Raw genomic sequence first — 20,628 nt, 5'->3', positions numbered from 1 at the left:
GTCAGGCCAGTTGTTTTGCGAGGCTCACACATGCATTCCCCGCAGTGTTGTGATGCAGGGAAAGCTTTGACAAACCTTGTTACGGCAGATTGCGCACGTCTTCCGGCGACATGTACATCGGCATCATATTGGTATCGAGGTGATGCATGACCCAGATGGAGCCGGCAAGCACGATAGCCAGAATGATGACCGTGAAGATGAGCGCCAGAATGTTCCAGCCGCCTTCCGACTTCGGATCGAGGTGCAGGAAGTAAACCAGATGCACCAGGATCTGGACGACGGCGATACCGAGCACGATGGCAGCGGTGGTTCCCGGCGTAAAGTAGCCATTCATGGCCATCATGAACGGAACGACGGTGAGGACGACCGCCAGCACAAAGCCGATCAGATAGGACTTCAGGCTGCCGTGGCTTGCGCCGTGGTCATGTGTTTCGTGTGCAGAGCTCATCACAGTACACCCAACAGATAGACAAGGGTAAAGACGCCGATCCAGATAATATCCAGGAAGTGCCAGAAAAGGCTGAGGCACATCACGCGCGTCTGGTTCTTTTCCGTCAGACCGTCACGCAGAAGCTGGGCGGAAAGCACCAGAATCCAGATCAGGCCGGACGTGATATGAAGACCGTGGGTTCCCACCAGCGCAAAGAAGGCTGAGAGGAACGCACTGCGGCCCGGACCTGCGCCTTCATGGATCAGGTGATTGAATTCATAGATTTCCATCACGAGGAAGGCAGCGCCCAGCAGGAAGGTGACGCCCAGCCAGAACAGAACGCCTGCGCGGTTCTTCTTGAACATCGACAGCGTGGCCAGACCATAGGTCAGTGACGACACCAGCAGGAGCATGGTTTCGATCAGAACAAAGTTCAGATCGAACAGTTCACGGCCGGTCGGGCCGCCCGCGAACTGATGCGCCAGAACGGCATAGGTTGCAAACAGCCCCGAGAAGAGGACGCAGTCGCTCATCAGGTAGATCCAGAAGCCGACCAGTGTGGTCGATCCTGCATCGTGATGGTCTTCGTGAGCGGGGTGCTCGTTTCCACCCGTGAACGGAGCGGCGGTTGAAATGCTTGCGCTCATCGGAATCAGGCCTCCTGAGCAGTCAGTTGCCGGGTACGGAGGTCTTCGACTTCCTGCACCTCTTCGGCCGAGACGTAAAAGTCTCTGTCATTATTGAAGGAGTGAGCGATGGCAACGGCCAGCACAGCCAGGGCAGAGGCAATTGCCAGCCACCAGATGTGCCACACCAAGGCAAAGCCGAGCGGAATGTTCAGAATGCCGATGATGAAGCCGGTGCCGGTGTTCTTCGGCATATGGATGCGCGCGAACTTTTCGGTGCGGCGCACATAGCCGTTCTGCTTCATATCCCACCAGCCGTCGTGATCGCGCACATGCGGAACTTCGGCGAAGTTGTAGAATGCAGGCGGCGAAGCCAGCGACCATTCCAGAGTACGGCCCGTACCCCAGCTGTCGCCGTTGTTGTCGCGCAGCTTTTCGCGGTCGCGGATCGAAACCGCAATCTGCAGAACCTGGAACACGATACCGCACAGGATAATCGCAACGCCGATGGCGGCAATGATGAGATAGATGTGCCATGCCGGATTTTCGGTATGGTTCAGACGACGGGTCATGCCCATCAGGCCGAGCACGTAGAGCGGCATGAAGGCCAGGATGAAGCCGACGAGCCAGCACCAGAATGCATTCTTGCCCAGACGTTCATTCAGCTTGAAGCCGAAAGCCTTCGGCCACCAGTAGACGAGACCGGCAAAGCAGCCGAACAGAACGCCCGAGATGATCACATTATGGAAGTGGGCAATCAGGAACACCGAGTTGTGCAGCACGAAGTCTGCCGGCGGAACTGCGAGCAGAACGCCCGTCATGCCGCCAACGACGAAGGTGCACATGAAGCCGATGGTCCACATGACCGGCGTTTCCATGCGAACGCGGCCCTTATACATGGTGAAGAGCCAGTTGAAGACCTTCGCCCCTGTCGGAATCGAGATGATCATGGTCGCCACGCCGAAGAAAGCGTTGACGTTGGCGCCACCACCCATGGTGAAGAAGTGGTGGACCCAGACCAGGAACGACAGGATAGTGATGGCCACGGTGGCATAAACCATCGACTTGTAGCCGAACAGGCGCTTGCCGGAGAAGGTCGCCACGATTTCCGAGAAGATGCCGAAGCAAGGCAGAACCAGAATATAGACTTCCGGGTGTCCCCAGATCCAGATGAGGTTCACATACATCATCGGATTGCCACCAGCATCATTGGTGAAGAAGTGGAAATCCAGATAGCGGTCCAGCGAAAGCAGGGCCAGCGTGACGGTGAGGATCGGGAAGGCTGCGACGATCAGCACGTTGGAGCAGAGCGCGGTCCAGGTGAAGACCGGAACCTGCATCATGCCCATGCCGGGCGCGCGCATCTTGATGATGGTGGTGATGAGGTTCACGCCCGAGAGCAGCGTTCCCATACCGGAAATCTGCAAGGCCCATATATAATAATCCACCCCGACATCCGGGCTGAATTCCTTGCCGGAAAGCGGCGGATAGGCCAGCCAGCCGGTCTTGGCGAATTCGCCGACACCGAGCGAGATGTTGATGAGGATCGCACCGGCAACCGTCAGCCAGAAGCTGAGCGAGTTGAGGTAGGGGAAAGCCACGTCGCGCGCGCCGATCTGAAGCGGCACGGCGAAGTTCATCAGGCCGACGATGAAGGGCATCGCCACGAAGAAGATCATGATCACGCCATGGGCGGTGAAGATCTGGTCATAGTGGTGCGGCGGCAGGAAGCCTTCATTGGCACCTGAGGCCATGGCCTGCTGAGCGCGCATCATGACGGCATCCGAGAAGCCGCGGAACAGCATCACGAGTGCCAGAATGATATACATCACGCCAATGCGCTTGTGGTCGACCGACGTTAGCCAGTCGTTCCAGAGCGGAGCCCATTTGCGATAGTAAGTAATGGCTGCCAGAATAGCGAGCGCCCCGCCAGCCACCGCGGCCAAAGTGACCATGATGATTGGTTCGTGATAGGGTATCGCTTCGAGCGTAAGTTTTCCGAACATTTTTATCACGCTTCGATTTTAGCAATTCCGGGGCGGCGCAAGAGCGCCATCTTTCCGGAACCGCGTGAAACAAGGGGTGAATGCGGATGGCCGTGACCTCTTTCGAGATCACGGACCTATCGGCACATCAGTTTTCGAGCTGCGAAAGGCGCTGCGGCTGGACTGCGCAGATGATGTCGCTTGCCCATTGGCTGAAATCGACAGGCGAAGACTTGCGCAGGTTGGCGCGCGCTTCGCGGATCATCTGTTGACGATGCATCTCATCGTCGAGGCAGACGGACTTGCCGTCCCAGCAGCGGTTCACGATATTGTGGAACAACGCCTGGTCACTATAGGTGAAGAACTGCGGCGGAACCTTCTCGCTCGGCTGGACCAGCGAGGCATAACGGTCGCGGCTCAGCTCTTCGCCATTGGCCTTTGCCTTCACATCAGCCACCCACTTGTCGAAGTCGGCCTGATTGTAGGCATGTGCCTTGAAGCGCATCTGGGCAAAGCCCTGACCGCTATAGTTGGCGGAGATACCGTCGAATTCGCCTGCATGATTGGCTACCAGATGCAGCTTCGTCTGCATGCTTGGCATGGTGTAGACCTGACTGCCGAGCTGCGGGATGAAGAAGGAATTCATGATGTTGCTGGAGGTCAGCTTGAAGTTAACCGGCACATCGACCGGCATTGCCATCTCGTTGACGGTGGCGATGCCCTGATCCGGATAGATGAAAAGCCATTTCCAGTCGAGCGCGACGACTTCGACATTGATCGGCTTCGCGTTCGATTCCAGCGGGCGATACGGATCGAGCTTGTGCGTGCTGATCCAGGTGACCGTGCCGAGAACGACAATGATCGCCATCGGGATGAGCCAGACGGCAAGCTCGATCTTGGTCGAGTGGTGCCAGTCGGGCTGGTAATCCGCCTTCTCATTCGAGGCGCGGTACTTCCATGCGAAGTAAAGCGTCATGAAGATGACGGGAAGCACGACGAGCAGCATGATGCCGGTCGCAAAAAGGATGAGATCGCGTTCTGCCATGCCGACTTCCCCTTTCGGGGAGAGCAGGACCTGGTTCTCGCAGCCGGCGAGAAACGCCGTGAGGGCCAAGACGGCGAACGAAACGATCGTCCGGGGGGTGCCGTGTTTCATTTGTCTTTCCATCCTGCGCGCAGAGTGTCATCTCCGGCGCATGCGTCATTTCCTAGTTTTCGGTAAATTCTGAAATTTCCAAAAATACCGTTATAACGAATAATCCCGTTTGTCACGTGTCTGACGAAAATTGTGCTGGATCGTAATGTCGCGCCTAAAACTGGGCATTTTGTCTAAATAGTTCGACCTGATCGCAGATGCGGCGATGTCTTCGGCCGTCTTCCAAGCCATATCCTGGGCAATGCATAAATGCGGTAAATTCATCGACCTCCAATGGAAAAGGCCGGCGCCTGACAGATCGTTTCGAAAATATCGCTAACCGTCGGATGCGGCGGAGCGATTAGGCCCAAAGCATGGGGTTTGCAAGATGAAAACTGCCGCTTATCCCATGAATAAACGGGATCGTGATGGGAATTTACTGAATTCACCGCGGATTACGCGCATTCCCAAAAGTGTGAAACGGTTTTCGAAAAGCGTACCAAGCCTGACGCTTCCCTCCCAAAATAGCCGGGCGTACAGACAATGTTTATCTTCCCCGCTATGTATGCTTATTGAAAATGCGCGAGGAAATTGGGGGGGAAAATGATATTTGCCGAAATGCCGCTCGATGAGGCCGAAGGTGCAATTCTCGGCTATGCGACGACGGCAGGCGCGCTCACTTTACGCAAAGGCACGGTTCTCGATGCTCTCAATCTCGCCATGTTGCGGGAGGCGGGTGTCAGCTCAGTTCTGGCCGCTCGCCTGGAAAAGGGGGACATCGGCGAGGACGAGGCCGCACTCGCCGTTGGGCGCATGCTTGCCTCTGCCGAAGCAGAGATCGGCAATGCCACAACCGGGCGGGTCAACCTGCATGCCCGGAAGAACGGCGTATTTTCTGCAAATGTCGCATGTATCGATGCAATCAATGCACATGATCCTCGCATTTCGGTGGCCACATTGCGTAATCATACGCGCGTGGAAGCCGGGCAGATGATCGCGACCGTCAAGATCATTCCTTTTGCTGTGCCGGAGACCCTGTTGCAGGAGATCGGGCTTGATGCGCGGCCTGCGCTGCACGTCTATCCCTTCAATGGCGCGCGGATCGGGCTGATCCAGTCGCGCCTCCCGTCGATACGCGAGACGGTCCTTGAGAAGACCCGCGAACTGATGGAAAAGCGGGCTACAAGAAATGGCGGGGCGCTTGTTTGCGAAAAACGTGTTGCGCACGATCAGTCAGCACTGGCAGCAGCGATCATGGAAGTCAGCCCGGCCTGCGACATCGTCGTGATTTTTAGCGCTTCGGCAGTTGCCGACGAGGCGGATATCGTTCCGCAGTCGATCCGCATGTCGGGCGGCGAAATCCTGCGCATCGGCATGCCGGTCGATCCCGGTAATCTGCTGGTTCTGGGCCGGCACGACGGCAAATATATTGTCGCCGCTCCCGGCTCGGCCCGCAGCGCCCGTGAAAACAGCCTCGACTGGGTGCTGGATCGCCTGATGGCGGGGATTACCCTTTCCGCCGACGATCTTTCCCGCTTAGGCGTCGGTGGGCTGGTGCTTTAACTGGCACCGGCGCGCTATACGGCTACAGTCAATCTCAGATCGCGTAATCAAAAACCAGTATGCCCGCGATGCCGCCTTCGGCCGCTTCAACGAGGCTTTGGCCAACCTTCGCGTGTTCGGGATGCGGAAGATAGGCGTCGCGCGCCGCGCCATCGGTGAAATCGACGACGAAACCGTGCCGGAAACCCTTTTCGAGATTTTCCGGACTGTTGTTTTCGCCAGCGGTAATGGACAGGATACCGCCGATCTTGTCCTTGAGGCCCACGACGGCCTGCAGTTTTTCTTCGATCTGCGCGGCTTCAAGTTCCGGTTTGAATTTGACGAGAACGATATGGCGTATCATGAATTGCTTCCGTGATTGAAAACAGGATCGCACCGCCTCTGGAAATGGCGGCATGCAACTTCTCTCATAGGGTATTTATCAGGCAGAGAAAATGCTTCCGCTACATCCGGTGGAACGGAGCAACATCAGGATCAGCATCGGAAGCCATTTCTCGGTTCCTTGCCTATTCGACAGGAACTCGTCTGCCGTTCAAGCTGGAGCAGCTTTCTGACGTGCATTCACCTGCCTGACGGGACCTGGCCCCGGCGCAGCTGTCTCGCGCCTTCCAGGGAGATTCCAAAACGAAAAAGGCCGGGTTGAACCCGACCTTCCGCTTTCACCTGAGTTTGTGCCAGTACATCCGTGGTCACGATCCCAAGTGAATTCCCGATACGCATATGGATATAACCCGTCTGCATTTCAGGAATATGACATTGCGGGCAGCAGCCAGATTGCTCCAAAACCGGTTCAACCCGGCCCTGCCCCGACAGTTTCGACACGCAAGCCGTTGCCTGAAGCTGCCGTATTCTTGTCTGGGCATCTCATCCACGCCCAATCCATCTGCGCCAAACTGCCTACGCAGATTGCCGCTTGCATTCCCGTCTCGGCCGCCTCGACTGTCGGTCAGGCCGCCATCGGCGTTTCTGCCACGTCAGGATGGTTGTAGTTCCAAACCTCGATCAGGCATTGCCGCATCAAATCAAGATCAACCGGACCGATCCGGCTCAGCACGAGATCGAGCTCGTCGGGCTCTACGCCCCTGTTGAGTAGCTCAACAATCGCCTCGATCAGAATTCGTTTATCGTCAAATCTATAGCGCTGCATAAACCTGCTCCGCTAACTGCCCCAGCACATGATCGTAGATTAAACAGTCATGGTTAACCGAAGCTTAAGCCCCGAAAAACCAACCCGATTTACTGACACCACAAACTGACGCAGACGCTTGCTCCAACAACTTTCCCGCACATATGCGCGGGACTCGCTTTAAAAATAACTTAAACACAAAAAATGGAACTCTTGCTTTCTCGAACAAGATTAAGTCCAAATCTTAGTATATTTCCTCCGGAAACCAAGAAGAAATTTTCAATCAGGTTTATTTTATTATTTGCTTTCGTTTGGATGAGGTCCCTATGTCGTTCTTTCGGAAATATGTCGATTGGTCCTTCACCTACGCTCGCCTGGCCGGGCTTGGGCTGCTCATCGGCTTGAGCGTCATGGGGGGATATCTTTATACGCTGCAATATAAAGGCAACATTCACACCATCATCGACGGCCAGGCCTATCGTTCCAACCAGCCCGACCCGGCGCGCATCGCCTCCCTGCAAAAGCTTTACGGTATCAAGACCATCATCAATCTGCGCGGCCCCGAGCCGGGCTCGAAATGGTATGACGAAGAAATTGCAGCTACAGAAACGCTCGGCATCAAGCACGTGGATTTCGAGATGTCATCGAGACGGGAACTGACCCACGCGCAAACCAGACAGCTGATCGCGCTGATGCAGAATGCGGAAAAGCCGGTGCTCATCCATTGCAAATCCGGCTCTGACCGCACCGGCCTGGCTGCGGCGCTCTACGTGGCGGCAGTCGCGAAGGGCAGCGAGAGCAAGGCCGAACGACAAATGTCCATTGCCTACGGGCATTTCGGCTTTCCCCTCAGCCCCACCTACGCGATGGAAAAGACATTCGAGGCCATTGAGGCGGAACTCGGCTATACAGGTTCCTAGAGCATTTCCAGCAAAAGTGCGAAGCGGTTTTGCGTGGGATAATCCGACATAACAAATAGTTAGAGCGGTTCCGGTGATTCCGTGTCAACCGGAACCGCCCTAACGTGGCTTCAGCTTCACAAATGCAAAACGCCGGGGATAATCCCCGGCGTTTTTCTATCTTAAAACCATGGCGATCTTATTCGAGGCCGACGATCTTGCCGTCATCCCACTTGAAGATGTCGAAGCTTGGTGAGCTAAGGTCGCCGTTTGCGCCATAGGTCAGCGTGCCGATAGCGGTTTCGATCGGCTTGCCGTCATGCAGCGCCTTGGCAACCGCCGCGGAATCGTCAGCCGAACCTGCGCTCTCGATACCAGCCTTGATGACTTCCACAGCAGCATAAGCATTCATGGTGAAGGCTTCAGCCGGGATGCCCTTGGCCTTGAGCGCTTCGATAGCATCCTTGGAAGCCGGGTTCTTGGTGGCATCCTTGGCATTGGTGAAGAGCGTGCCCTGTGCATTGGTGCCGCCGATTGCCCAATATTCAGTGTTGGACAGGCCTTCGCCGCCAAGCACCAGTGCCTGCATGCCAGCATCATGAAGCTGACGCGACAGGAGGCCACCTTCGGCATGGTAGCCACCGAAATAAACGACGTCAGTGCCAGCCGACTTCAGCTTGGTGACGAGCGCGCTGAAATCCTTGTCGCCCGGCGTGACCGAATCATAATGGACTTCGGTGATGCCGCCCTTGTTGATCGCCGCCTTGAAAGCGTCGGCCAGACCCTTGCCATAGGCGCCCTTGTCGTGGATCACGGCGACCTTCTTGTCCTTCATGTTCTTCAGGACATAGTCGGCCATGACTTCAGCCTGCTGATCGTCGCGACCGCAGGTGCGGAACACGTTTTCCAGATTGCGGGCGGTCAGATCCGGGCCGGTGGCGGTCGGGGTGACCATCAGGACGCCATTTTCCGAGAACACGTCGGAAACAGGGATGGCAACGCCGGTCGTGACCGGGCCGACGACGAACTTGATGCCGTCACCGACGATCTGGTTGGCGGCGGAAACACCCTGCTTCGGTTCACCGGCATCGTCGGCAAACTTCAGAACGACTTTCTCGCCCTTGATGCCGCCTGCCTTGTTGATGACTTCAACGGCGGTTTCCGCGCCCTTCTTCACCTGGTCACCGAAAGCGGCGACAGGACCTGTCAGCGGTGCAACGACGCCGATGGTGATGTCTGCATAAGCGGCGCTGGCAAAGCCGAGTGTAGCTGCGAAAGCCACGCTGGACAGAAGTTTCAGGTTCATTCTTTTTCTCCTTTGGTGGGGCAGCGTCCTCCGACGGCCCCGAGACAACCCTTGCCGGTCAAATCTCAGCGCATCCGCGCTGCCGAATTGCCGGGCCCTCCCTTTTGTTCATCGCATGATCTCAAAGGGTCAATCCAAAAGCACGCTGTCCCACTCGTTGAAGAGGCTGGAGCCATAATATTATCCGAAATTGCATCCGCCCTTTCGGAATCATGCTCCAGACCGGGAGCGCGCTTTCATGATGTAATAAGAATGCATTTCCGGCTTTCGATTGCAAGCGCCAAGTACCCGCAACTACAACGAAAATCGGCTCCTCCCAAAGTCTTAGTTCCCTCCCTTCCATGATGGTGATTTCTTCGCAAAAAAGGCCGCGATTCCCTCCGCGGCCTCTGGCGTTTCCCATGTATCGGCAAGACGGGTCAGCGTCATTTCGATGACGGCCTCGTCTATCGGCGCGCCCAGCGCATGAACCAGCCTCTTGGAGGCGGCAACCGCTGCGGGCGCGGTGGCAAAATAGGGTTTGATCTCCGTCTCCACCGCTGCATCAAGACGCTCCGCCTCGACCACGTCGTGCACCAGCCCGATCCGCCGCGCTTCCTCGGCATCGAAGAGCCGCGCCGAGGTGAATGTGCGCAGCGCATTTGCCTGCCCGATGCGCGCCACCACATAGGGGCTGATGGTGGCCGGTATCAGGCCGAGCTTCGTCTCCGTCAGGCCGAAGCGTGCGCCGGATGCAGCAATGGCCGCATCGCACACGCTGATGAGGCCGACACCGCCACCATAGGCCTGCCCATTGATGCGCCCGATCAGCGGTTTTGGAAGATCGCGCAGTGCTTTCAGCATGAGGGCAAGCTTGCGCGCTTCCTCGATGCGCTGCGCGCGCGTGGCTTTCACCTGTTCCTGCATCCATCCAAGGTCACCGCCCGCACAAAAACTTGTGCCATTGCCGGTCAGGACCACGAGGCGCACGGCGTCATTATCCGCAAGATGCAGCGTCGCCGTCAGAAGCTCGTCAATCATCCGGCCGGACAGCGCATTGTGCTGTTCGGGCCGGTCAAGCGTCAGCATCGCGACGCCGCGCTTATCAATGGAAATTCGGATCGTCTTGAAGTCGTTCATGCGGCCTTATCCTGACGAAGAGCCTGGGCGAACAAGGCCGCCGACTTTAGCTTGTCCAGATCAAGGCTGGTTTCAAAACCCAATCCATGCAGCATTTCGACAACGGAAACCGTATCGACATTGCCCTTGGCGCCCGGTGCGAATGGACAGCCGCCGAGCCCGCCGACCGAAGCATCGAACACCCGCAAGCCTTTTTCGAGACTAACGCGGATATTGTCGAGCGCACGCCCTCCCGTGTCGTGATAATGGCCGGCAAGGCTGTGCGCGGGCGCAATGGCCAGCACCGCATCGAGCATGGCTGCAACCTTGTCCGGCGTGCCGCGCCCGATCGTATCGCCAAGGCTTACCTCATGACAGCCGAGCGAGAAGAGTTGCTCAGTCACATCGGCTACCGCTTGCGGGGCCACCGGCCCGTCATAGGGGCATTCGACCACGCAGCTCACATAGCCGCGAATGGCAAGGCCATCATTGATGGCGGCACCGATGACAGGAGACAGCCGCTCGATACTTTCGGCGATTGAGCAATTGATATTGGCTTTCGAAAAGCCTTCCGAGGCGGAAATGAAAACCGCGATTTCATCGACATTTGCAGCGGCAGCAGCCTCATAGCCCTTCATATTGGGCACGAGGACCGAATAACGCACACCATCGGCGCGGCGGATTCCGGCCATGACTTGCGCGGCATCGGCCAGCTGCGGCACCCATTTGGGGCTGACGAAACTCGTCGTCTCTATGCGGGCATAGCCGCAGTCCGACAGGCGGTCGATCAGCGCGATCTTGTCGGCCGTCGGCACAAAACGCTTTTCATTCTGCAGGCCATCACGCGCAGCCATTTCAACGATTTCTACGTGTTCAGCCATGTTCTTCCTCCAGTTCAACCAGCAATGCGCCTTCATTGACCTGATCGCCCGCTATAACGCTTACGGACGCAACCTTGCCGTCGCGCGGCGCGGTCAGTGACAGTTCCATCTTCATCGCCTCCATCGTCACCAGCGAATCGCCCTTGGCGACATTGGCGCCTTCCACGACCGAAACCAGTCGCACCAATCCCGGCATCGGTGACAGGATACGGCTTTCGCTTGAGGCGTCCTCTTCCGCGCCAACAGACTGCACATGATGAAATATGGTGTCGCGACCTTCGAGTTGCACCGTCACATCGTGCCCGATGCGCAGGACGGACGCTTCCGACACACGACCATCGACAGCAAAGCGAACCTGCCCGTTCTTATGCTCACGAATTTCGATGGTGCCGAAAGCAAAGCCGAAATGCCTGTCGCCCCTGGTCGTGAAGCTGACCGTGTGACGCTCGCCATGATGATCGATCAGAACCGAACGCGATGCCTCGCCCCAAAGCTTGAACCCGCGCAGGCTCGACCATGGGTCGCCTTCTTGTGGCGCATCCAGCAGGTCGAGCGCGCCGAGTGCGGCCAGCGCAATGGCGATATCGGAAGGCTGCTCATCCGTGAAAAGCGCCGACGTCTCGCGTGCAATCAGGCCGGTATCGACATCGCCGGTGCGGAAAGCTTCAAGCTTGCAAAGGGCCGACAGGAACTGGCGATTGGTAACGAGGCCCGCAATCCGGGTCTTGTTTAATGCCGCATCAAGCCGGTTCAGCGCTTCATCGCGCGTTGCGCCATGGGCGATGATCTTGGCGATCATCGGATCGTAGAACGGCACGATCGTGTCGCCGGTTCGAACACCGGAATCGACACGCGCATTTTCAGGCGGCGCGAACAGGGCAAGCTTGCCGGTTGCAGGCAGGAAATCCCGCGCGGGGTCTTCCGCATAAAGCCGAGCCTCGAAAGCCCAGCCGTTGATGGAAAGCTCGTCCTGACGCTTCGGCAGCGTCTGGCCGGCAGCCACGCGCAATTGCCATTCGACCAGATCAAGCCCGGTGATCGCTTCCGTCACCGGATGTTCGACCTGTAGCCGCGTATTCATTTCCATGAAGAAGAAGCGGTCAGGCCGCAGCCCTTCCGAAACATCGGCGATGAACTCCACCGTGCCAGCTCCGGAATAGCCAATCGCCAATGCCGCCTTCACCGCCGCTTCGCCCATGGCCGCACGCATATCCGGGGTCATGCCGGGCGCAGGCGCTTCCTCGATGACCTTCTGGTGGCGGCGCTGCAGCGAGCAATCACGCTCGAAAAGATGCACCGCATTGCCGTGACTGTCGCCAAAGACCTGCACCTCGATATGGCGCGGTTTCGCCATGTATTTTTCCACCAGCACGGCGCTATCGCCGAAAGAGGCTTCCGCCTCGCGGCGCGCGCTGTCCAGTGCCGCTGAGAAATCCGCTGCCTGATCGACGCGGCGCATGCCCTTGCCGCCGCCACCCGCCCGCGCCTTGATGAGCACGGGATAGGTGATTCGGTCGGCCTCGCTTTTAAGGAATGCTCCATCCTGATTATCGCCGTGATAGCCCGGAACGACAGGCACGCTCGCCTTTTCCATCAGCGCCTTGGCGGCATCCTTCAGCCCCATGGCGCGAATGGCCTTGGCCGATGGGCCTATGAAGACAAGCCCTGCGGCTACGACCGCATCCACGAAACCGGCATTTTCGGAGAGAAACCCATAGCCCGGATGGATTGCCTCCGCGCCGGTTTCCTTCGCAGCCTTGATGATAGCCTCGACGTTCAGATAGCTTTGCGCAGAAATGGCAGGGCCGACACGCACCGCCTCGTCGGCCATCTCCACATGCAGCGCTTGGGCGTCGGCATCGGAATAGATCGCGACGGTGGCAATGCCAAGCTTGCGCGCCGTGCGAATGACCCGGCAGGCAATTTCTCCGCGATTGGCAATCAGTATCTTTTTGAACATCTGATTGTCTTCCTACATTCTGAAGATGCCAAAACGCGTCGGCTCGACCGGCGCATTCAGCGTGGCGGAAAGCGATAGTCCCAGCACTTCGCGGCTCTTGCGCGGATCGACGATGCCGTCATCCCAAAGCCGCGCCGAGGCATAGAGCGGGTGGCTCTGGCGCTCGAACATCTCCAGCGTCGGGCGCTTGAACTCCGCTTCCTCTTCCGCCGACCATGTGCCGCCGGTGCGCTCGATCCCGTCGCGCTTGACGGTTGCCAGCACGCCAGCCGCCTGTTCGCCGCCCATCACCGCAATGCGGCTGTTCGGCCAGGTCCACAGGAAGCGCGGCGAATAGGCCCGCCCCGCCATGCCGTAATTGCCCGCGCCATAGGATGCGCCGATCAGCATGGTGATCTTCGGCACATTGGCCGTCGCCACCGCCGTCACCAGCTTGGCGCCGTGCTTGGCGATGCCTTCGGCCTCATATTTGCGCCCGACCATGAAACCGGTGATATTTTGCAAAAATACCAGCGGAACATTGCGCTGGCAGCAAAGCTCGATGAAATGTGCGCCCTTCAGAGCCGCTTCGGAGAACAGCACGCCATTATTGGCGATGACGCCAACCGGCATCCCGTAGACGCTGGCAAAACCGCAGACAAGCGTGGTGCCGTAGCGCGCCTTGAACTCATCGAAATCCGAACCGTCGACCAGCCGTGCGATCACTTCGCGCACGTCATAAGGAATGCGCGTATCGGCGGAAACTAGCCCCAAAATTTCCTCCGGATCGTAAAGCGGGGCAGCGCCATAGCCGCGCGGGATGAAACTGCGCTTTTCGCTGTTGAGATTAGCGGCAATGGCGCGGGCGATCTGCAAGGCATGGGCATCGTCATTGGCCAGATGATCGACCACGCCGGACAGCCTTGTATGCACATCGCCGCCGCCGAGATCTTCCGCCGTCACCACTTCGCCGGTCGCGGCCTTCACCAGCGGCGGGCCAGCCAGAAAGATCGTGCCCTGGCCCCGCACGATCACCGTTTCGTCGCTCATGGCAGGCACGTAAGCACCGCCTGCCGTACACGAACCCATGACGACCGCCACCTGCGGAATGCCCGCTGCCGACATCTGCGCCTGATTATAGAAGATGCGTCCGAAATGGTCGCGATCCGGGAAAACCTCGTCCTGATTGGGCAGGTTCGCGCCGCCGGAATCGACCAGATAAATGCAGGGCAGACGGTTTTCGCCCGCAATATCCTGTGCGCGCAGATGCTTCTTTACCGTTACCGGGTAATAGGTGCCGCCCTTCACTGTCGCATCGTTACACACGATCATGCATTCGCGGCCCGATACGCGCCCGATGCCGGTGATGATCCCGCCGGAAGGGGCCGCGCCGCCATACATGCCATGCGCTGCCGTCAGCCCCACTTCGAGAAAAGGGGAACCCGGATCGAGCAATTGCGCGACACGCTCACGCGGGAGCAGTTTTCCGCGTGCAACATGGCGCTCGCGCGCCTTTTCCCCGCCGCCGTCAATGGCAAGGCGAGATGCCTCGGCCACGGTATCGATTGCCGCCAGCATCGCCTTGCGGTTGGCCTCGAAGCTGGCGCTGCGCGTCGAGATTTCCGATTTCAGGACCGGCATCAACGGGTCTCCTGAAAGAGTTCCCGTCCGATCAGCATGCGCCGGATTTCCGACGTCCCCGCACCGATCTCATAAAGCTTGGCATCACGCAAAAGACGTCCTGTCGGATAATCGTTGATATAGCCGTTGCCGCCCAGCGCCTGTATCGCCTGCAAGGCCATCTGCGTGGCATTTTCAGCCGTATAGAGAATGCAGCCCGCCGCATCCTTGCGCGACGTCTCGCCCCGATCGCAGGCTGCGGCTACGGCATAGACATAAGCGCGCGAGGCGTTGAAGATTACATACATGTCGGCAAGCTTGCCCTGCATCAACTGGAACTCGCCAATCGGCTGGTCGAACTGCTTGCGCTCATGCACATAGGGCACGACGACATCGAGACAGGCCGCCATGATGCCGAGCGGACCACCCGCCAGCACCACGCGTTCATAGTCGAGACCGGACATCAGCACATTGACGCCCTTGCCTTCTGTCCCGAGCAGGTTTTCGGCAGGCACTTCACAATCCTCGAACACCAGTTCGCAGGTGTTGGAGCCGCGCATGCCGAGCTTGTCGAGTTTCTGCGCCGTCGAAAATCCCTTGAAACCTTTTTCAATGATGAAGGCGCTGATGCCACGCGGACCCGCAGCCGGATCAGTCTTGGCATAGACCACCAGCACATCGGCATCCGGGCCGTTGGTGATCCACATCTTGTTGCCGTTGAGAATATAGCGATCACCGCGCTTTTCGGCGGTAAGCTTCATCGAAACAACGTCGGAACCAGCGCCCGGCTCGGACATGGCGAGCGCGCCGACATGCTCGCCGGAAATGAGCTTGGGCAGATATTTCGCGCGCTGCTCGGGAGAACCGTTTCGCTTGATCTGATTGACGCAGAGATTGGAATGGGCGCCATAGCTGAGGCCGATGGAAGCGGAAGCGCGGCTGATTTCTTCCATCGCCACGCAATGGGCGAGATAACCCATGCCGGCGCCGCCATAGTCTTCGGGCGCCGTAATGCCGAGTACGCCAAGCTCACCCAGTTCACGCCAAAGATGCATGGGAAATGCATTGTTGCGATCGGTTTCAGCGGCCAGCGGCGCAATGCGGCTTTCCGCAAAACGGCGCACCGTATCGCGAAGGGCTTCGATCTCCTCGCCAAGACCGAAATTGATGCCCGATGCAAACATACTCGTCCTCCACAAGTTCTGCCCGGCAACCACCGCTTTCGCGATGGGCTATGTTCAGGCCAGAGTGTCCCGTGAATTTCAAATAGGCAATGGCTTTGCGTGGCGTTCTGTGGCTATTTATTACCGGATAACGAAATTTTGTTGCGCTCGTTATCCGGCAACCAAATCAATCTCCTTGAAGCTCTACAATATCCCGATAAAGCTCCAGCGCTTCCGGGTTGGCCAGTGCCTCGCGGTTCTTCACGTCGCGCCCGTGCACGATATCGCGCACAGCAAGTTCAACGATCTTTCCCGATTTGGTGCGCGGAATATCCGCAACCGCAACGATCTTCGCCGGAACGTGACGCGGTGTCGCCCCGGTGCGGATTTTGATCTTGATCCGCGCCTTGAGGTCGTCGTCCAGCGCCACACCTTCCGCGAGCCGCACGAACAGCACCACCCGCACATCCTTGTCCCAATCCTGCCCGATGCAGAGCGCCTCGGCGATCTCCGGCATCTGCTCGACCTGATTATAAATCTCCGCCGTACCGATACGCACGCCGCCGGGATTGAGCGTCGCATCCGAACGACCATGGATGACGATGCCATCATGCTTGGTCCATTCGGCAAAATCGCCGTGGCACCAGATATTGTCGAAACGCTCGAAATAGGCGGCCTGATATTTAGCACCCTCGGGATCGTTCCAGAATTGCAGCGGCATGCAGGGGAATGCCCTGGTGCAGACCAGTTCGCCTTTTTCACCGCGCACCGGCTTGCCATCGTCGTTCCAGACATCGACGGCCATGCCAAGGCCAGCGCCCTGAATTTCACCCAGCCAGACCGGTTCGGTCGGAACGCCCAGCACAAAGCAGGACACAATATCCGTACCGCCGGAAATGGACGCAAGATGCACATTGGGTTTGATCGCCTCATAGACGAAGGCAAAGCCTTCCGGCGATAGCGGCGAGCCGGTCGAGGAGACGGTACGCAGTGCCGACAGATCATGCGTTTCGCCGGGTTTCAATCCGGCTTTCAAAACGGCGTCGATGAATTTCGCCGACGTACCGAAATAGGTCATGCCTTCGGCGGCGGCATAATCGAACAGCACATTGCCATCAGGATAGAAGGGCGAGCCGTCATAAAGCAGCAATGTGGCACCGGAGGCGATGCCCGACGCAAGCCAGTTCCACATCATCCAGCCGCATGTGGTGAAATAGAAGAAACGGTCGCCGTCGCGAATATCGGCGTGCAAACGGTGTTCCTTCAGGTGCTGCAGCAGCACGCCGCCAGCCCGGTGCACGATGCATTTCGGTATGCCCGTCGTGCCGGAAGAAAACAGGATATAAAGCGGATGATCGAAGGGGAGCCGCGTGAATTCCACGTCCCTGGCGTTGAACGGTTCCAGAGCCGCGTAAAGCGCAATGCCCTTTTCCGCCTTGTCGGCGACGGCTTCCGCTTCACCAAGATAGGTAACGATAACCGCACGCTTCAGCCCCGGCAGTTTTGCCGTCACTTCAGCAACCTTGTCGGCAACGTCGATGCGCTTGCCATTATACCAGTAGCCATCGCAGGCGAAAAAGAGCTTCGGTTCGATCTGGCCGAAACGATCCAGTACACCCTGCGCACCAAAGTCCGGCGAACAGGAAGACCATACCGCGCCGATGGACGAAGCGGCCAGCATCAGGGCCACCGCCTCGGGCATATTGGGCATCATGCCCGCCACACGGTCGCCCGGCTGAACACCCTCCGCCAGCATGAATTGCTGCAGCTTCGAGACCAGCGCATGAAGATCGTCCCATGTCAGGCGGCGCTCGACCTTGTCCTCACCGCGAAAGACGATGGCTTCCTCTCCGCCGTGATGACGCAACAGGTTTTCGGCAAAGTTGAGCCGCGCCTCGGGGAAGAATTTCGCCTCGCGCATATGGCCTTTATCGATGAGGGCCACGTTGCCACGCTCACCGATAACCTCGCAGAAATCCCATACCAGCTGCCAGAACCCGGCGCGATCCTCGACAGACCAGCGATGCAGCGCGGCATAATCCGGCGAGCTCAAGCCCGTGCGCTGTTCTGCACGAATGCGGAATTGTTCCAGATTGCTGGCGGCAATGCGTCCCGCATCCGGTTGCCACAGCGGATGGTCATGCGAAAACTGCGTGGGGACTGCGTTGGTGCTCATCATTCCTCCCAGAACCATGCGGAGCCAGACCCTCTCCCGATCAACTCCGTCACGAGTTTCTAAAAGAGAGTTTCCGATACGTCCATGCTTTTCCCATGGATGGCCCATCAAAGGAACCGTATTGCCCGCACCCAATTGTGATTGCCGGACAAACAGGCTGAACCTACTGTGCATCTTGCTTTATGGGAAAGCGTAACCTAACTACAGCCCGCGCCGGAAGCATCCTGATGCCTTTCGACGCAAAGAAATATCCAGTTCTCAGGGCGGGGCGAAACTCCCCACCGGCGGTAACGGGTGAAACACCCGAAGCCCGCGAGCGCCTGACACGGCAAACGTGACAGGGTCAGCAGATTCGGTGCAAATCCGAAGCCGACGGTCATAGTCCGGATGAGAGAGAACGAGGTTGGAATCATGCTCGGCTGAGCGGCTTGCCGTCTTCGTCTTGCAGTTTTTCTTCCCGTACCCTGAGGTAACAGGCTTAAAAAAGGGACGAAACCGTTGAGCCAACTTGCCTCTACCCCAACTTTGAAACCCACCGTGCGCGGAGCAGCACTGATGGTTGCGGCCTGTTCGGCCTATGCCGCCGTCAATGTCGCCACCCAATGGGCCGGAACACGCACCGGCATTCCATCCGTCATCATCGCCTTCTGGCAATATGTGATCGCGCTGGTGCTGACCTTGCCCCTGCTCGTTCGCGATGGCGCGAGAACCTTACGCACCAGCCATTTCGGTCTTCACGTCATTCGCGTCGCGCTGGCTGCCGCTGGCGTACAGGTCTGGATTTACGCTCTGACCCATGTGCCGATCTGGCAGGTGGTCGCCCTGTCCATGACCTCACCCTTCTTCGTCATCCTGTGTGCACGACTGTTTCTGCGGGAAAAGGTCACGCCAACACGCCTGATGACCACATTCACCGGATTTGTCGGAGCCTTGATCATCATCGCACCCTGGTCGGATTCCTATACGGTCTATTCACTGCTGCCCGTCCTCGCCGCGGCACTTTGGGCGGGATATTCGGTGATGACCAAATATCTGACCCGTTTCGAAAAGCCTGCCAGCATTTCGGCCTATATGCTGGTGCTTCTCACGCCCATCAACGCTGCCCTTTGGCTGGCGTCCGGCTTGGGCATGTCCGCAATCACCGCACCGACCATCGAAATCTGGTCCATATTGGTCATCATCGGCGCTTTCACGGCTCTGGCACAATATTTCCAGACGGCAGCCTATGCGGTGGCGGACGCTGTCTACCTGCAGCCGTTCGACGATCTGAGGCTGCCGATCAACGTGATTTTCGGCTGGATCGTGTTTGCTGCCACGCCAAGCATCAATTTCTGGCCGGGAGTTGTCCTGATCGTTGGTGCATCGCTCTATCTGATGCGTCAGGATAGCGGCACGACGCGCACCGCCTGATCAAGCCGGTGAAGATACCTGCCTATCGGGAGACGTGCAGGCTGTCTCTCGCAGCCTCAGAAAATTCACCTGGGCTTTCGAACCTGCCGGCCCAGAGATCGATCCGCAACACCAGCCAGCGGTGCACGGGATTCTCGAACAGGTGATAGGCGGCAACCGCCGTCACCACGCTGGCAAGGGCAGCTCCGCCTATGATCAGGACCGCGCCCGTCGTCGTCTCGCCCCATCGCTCCGGGACAATTCTGAAAAACATCATCCCGACCAGCGGATGAAGAATGAAGATACCGAAGCTGTAACGGGAAAGTTTTGCCAGCGCGCGCCACTGCAGCGGCGTATAGATGCCCTGGCTGGACGCGAGATAGAACACATAGATGCCAGCATAAACGAATGCCAGCCGCCAGGGACCCTCGAGCGTATTGGGTTCATCCGGCCCGTTTCCCGGATGATAGGACACAAAGACGATCAGGCAGACGGCAAGCAATATCCTGATTGCAGCGGCCGGCATCGCAGGGTGTGTTCGCCTTGCAAGCCACATGCCGAAGAGAAAGGATGGCAGCACCCTGAAAACACCGACATTGGATATTTGAATGCGGGTAAGCGACAATACACCAAGCTTATGTGCCAAATATTCGCCGCCGATGGTAGCGACGATTACGCCGACAAGAACCCAACTCCCGAAACGACGGCACAGGATGTCGAACAGCGGAAAAGCCAGATACATGGCGAAAAGGGCACTCAGAGACCAACTGACATAATTGTAGGAGGCCGTGCTGCCCAACCCCCAGTTATGGACCAGCAGCAATTGTGTCAGCCCATCGCGCCAACTTGTGCTGGGAGGGACCAGAGGATGCAGGACTCCAGCTACCGTCAGGGCCGACAGGAGCGCAAAACAAGAGAACGCCACCAGGTGCAGCGGGTAAATCCGTGCCAACCGCTTTCCGACGAAAGCCGCGTAACGGGGCCAATTCCAGAGATAATTTCGTCGTCGTGCCAGAAACAATCCTGAGACAATAAAAAAGACATCGGTAAAATAAGCAAAACTTAATATAAAATCATTCAGTATCTCATTGTTCACCGGAATACGGAAAGAAAAATGAAAGACGGCGATTCCTACACATAATAAAAACCGTAATCCGTCGAAATCAGACAGCCTGTTCATTCAAAATAGCGCTGATAAATTACTTCGATTAAATTCTATTTATCAATTTTGGGGGAGTTGTCGAGCGCAACTTTGGCGTGAAGTCCGCCGAACGCGAGAATTTCGATGTTTG

The 20,628-nt window shown here is 57.7% G+C and carries 17 protein-coding genes and 1 riboswitch; of the genes, 3 read left to right on the top strand and 14 right to left on the bottom strand.

The window, feature by feature from the left end; translation table 11 throughout:
* Positions 1-79: 79 nt before the first annotated feature.
* From MKS82_RS14210 to cyoA, 4 genes are all read right to left on the bottom strand, one after another.
* Positions 80-448 carry a cytochrome o ubiquinol oxidase subunit IV gene (locus MKS82_RS14210; protein WP_109987154.1) on the bottom strand — a complete coding sequence of 123 codons (369 nt, stop codon included), beginning with the start codon at positions 446-448 and terminating at the stop codon, positions 80-82.
* Entirely contained in the window at positions 448-1,077 is a 630-nt protein-coding gene (gene cyoC / locus MKS82_RS14205; RefSeq protein ID WP_109987153.1) for a cytochrome o ubiquinol oxidase subunit III, read from the bottom strand. Before cyoC ends, MKS82_RS14210 begins: the two co-directional genes overlap by 1 nt.
* 5 nt (positions 1,078-1,082) lie before the next feature.
* Positions 1,083-3,062, bottom strand: a complete 1,980-nt coding sequence (gene cyoB / locus MKS82_RS14200) for a cytochrome o ubiquinol oxidase subunit I (RefSeq protein ID WP_109987152.1) — start codon at positions 3,060-3,062, stop codon at positions 1,083-1,085.
* Positions 3,063-3,189: 127 nt separating this feature from the next.
* Entirely contained in the window at positions 3,190-4,197 is a 1,008-nt protein-coding gene (gene cyoA / locus MKS82_RS14195) for a ubiquinol oxidase subunit II (protein ID WP_109987151.1), read from the bottom strand.
* A 582-nt stretch (positions 4,198-4,779) separates the two neighbouring features.
* On the opposite strand from cyoA, the gene MKS82_RS14190 reads away from it, so the two are divergent.
* On the top strand, positions 4,780-5,739 hold the full coding sequence (locus tag MKS82_RS14190) for a molybdopterin-binding protein (RefSeq protein ID WP_109987150.1): 960 nt from the start codon (positions 4,780-4,782) through the stop codon (positions 5,737-5,739).
* 34 nt (positions 5,740-5,773) lie between these two features.
* On the opposite strand, the gene MKS82_RS14185 is transcribed toward MKS82_RS14190, so the two are convergent.
* Together MKS82_RS14185 and MKS82_RS14180 are read right to left on the bottom strand one after the other, a co-directional pair.
* Positions 5,774-6,082 (bottom strand): Dabb family protein, encoded by a 309-nt coding sequence (locus MKS82_RS14185; protein WP_109987149.1) that lies wholly within the window; start codon positions 6,080-6,082, stop codon positions 5,774-5,776.
* Positions 6,083-6,685: 603 nt separating this feature from the next.
* A complete protein-coding gene (locus MKS82_RS14180) occupies positions 6,686-6,886 on the bottom strand; it encodes a hypothetical protein (RefSeq protein ID WP_010657850.1) in 201 nt (66 codons plus the stop codon).
* Positions 6,887-7,191: 305 nt separating this feature from the next.
* On the opposite strand from MKS82_RS14180, the gene MKS82_RS14175 reads away from it, so the two are divergent.
* Positions 7,192-7,785: a tyrosine-protein phosphatase gene (locus MKS82_RS14175; RefSeq protein ID WP_109987148.1), complete on the top strand. Its 594-nt coding sequence runs from the start codon at positions 7,192-7,194 to the stop codon at positions 7,783-7,785.
* Between the two features lie 178 nt (positions 7,786-7,963).
* Here MKS82_RS14175 and MKS82_RS14170 read toward each other — a convergent pair whose 3' ends face one another.
* The 7 genes from MKS82_RS14170 to MKS82_RS14140 form a co-directional block, all read right to left on the bottom strand.
* A complete protein-coding gene (locus MKS82_RS14170) occupies positions 7,964-9,070 on the bottom strand; it encodes a branched-chain amino acid ABC transporter substrate-binding protein (protein WP_109987147.1) in 1,107 nt (368 codons plus the stop codon).
* A 324-nt stretch (positions 9,071-9,394) separates the two neighbouring features.
* Complete coding sequence (locus tag MKS82_RS14165) at positions 9,395-10,189, bottom strand: crotonase/enoyl-CoA hydratase family protein (RefSeq protein ID WP_109987146.1); 795 nt, start codon at positions 10,187-10,189, stop codon at positions 9,395-9,397.
* On the bottom strand, positions 10,186-11,049 hold the full coding sequence (locus MKS82_RS14160) for a hydroxymethylglutaryl-CoA lyase (RefSeq protein ID WP_109987145.1): 864 nt from the start codon (positions 11,047-11,049) through the stop codon (positions 10,186-10,188). The genes MKS82_RS14165 and MKS82_RS14160 overlap by 4 nt, the downstream gene beginning before the upstream one ends.
* Positions 11,042-13,009 (bottom strand): acetyl/propionyl/methylcrotonyl-CoA carboxylase subunit alpha, encoded by a 1,968-nt coding sequence (locus tag MKS82_RS14155; RefSeq protein ID WP_109987144.1) that lies wholly within the window; start codon positions 13,007-13,009, stop codon positions 11,042-11,044. The genes MKS82_RS14160 and MKS82_RS14155 overlap by 8 nt, the downstream gene beginning before the upstream one ends.
* Positions 13,010-13,021: 12 nt before the next feature.
* Positions 13,022-14,629: a carboxyl transferase domain-containing protein gene (locus MKS82_RS14150; RefSeq protein WP_109987143.1), complete on the bottom strand. Its 1,608-nt coding sequence runs from the start codon at positions 14,627-14,629 to the stop codon at positions 13,022-13,024.
* Positions 14,629-15,792, bottom strand: coding sequence for an isovaleryl-CoA dehydrogenase (locus MKS82_RS14145; RefSeq protein WP_109987142.1), 1,164 nt, complete (start codon positions 15,790-15,792; stop codon positions 14,629-14,631). The genes MKS82_RS14150 and MKS82_RS14145 overlap by 1 nt, the downstream gene beginning before the upstream one ends.
* A 166-nt stretch (positions 15,793-15,958) precedes the next feature.
* Entirely contained in the window at positions 15,959-17,947 is a 1,989-nt protein-coding gene (locus MKS82_RS14140; protein WP_109987141.1) for an acetoacetate--CoA ligase, read from the bottom strand.
* A gap of 250 nt (positions 17,948-18,197) precedes the next feature.
* Positions 18,198-18,350, top strand: a riboswitch (FMN riboswitch).
* A gap of 134 nt (positions 18,351-18,484) precedes the next feature.
* On the opposite strand from MKS82_RS14140, the gene MKS82_RS14135 reads away from it, so the two are divergent.
* Positions 18,485-19,357, top strand: coding sequence for a DMT family transporter (locus MKS82_RS14135; protein WP_445558077.1), 873 nt, complete (start codon positions 18,485-18,487; stop codon positions 19,355-19,357).
* A 22-nt stretch (positions 19,358-19,379) separates the two neighbouring features.
* On the opposite strand, the gene MKS82_RS14130 is transcribed toward MKS82_RS14135, so the two are convergent.
* On the bottom strand, positions 19,380-20,516 hold the full coding sequence (locus MKS82_RS14130; RefSeq protein WP_109987139.1) for an acyltransferase family protein: 1,137 nt from the start codon (positions 20,514-20,516) through the stop codon (positions 19,380-19,382).
* Between the last annotated feature and the right edge of the window lie 112 nt (positions 20,517-20,628).

Origin of the sequence: Ochrobactrum sp. A-1 (assembly GCF_022488005.1) — a bacterium.
In the GTDB taxonomy this organism is placed as follows: Bacteria; Pseudomonadota; Alphaproteobacteria; order Rhizobiales; family Rhizobiaceae; genus Brucella.
Note: the sequence above shows the minus strand (reverse complement) of the source record. Positions and strands in the feature narration are given on the sequence as shown.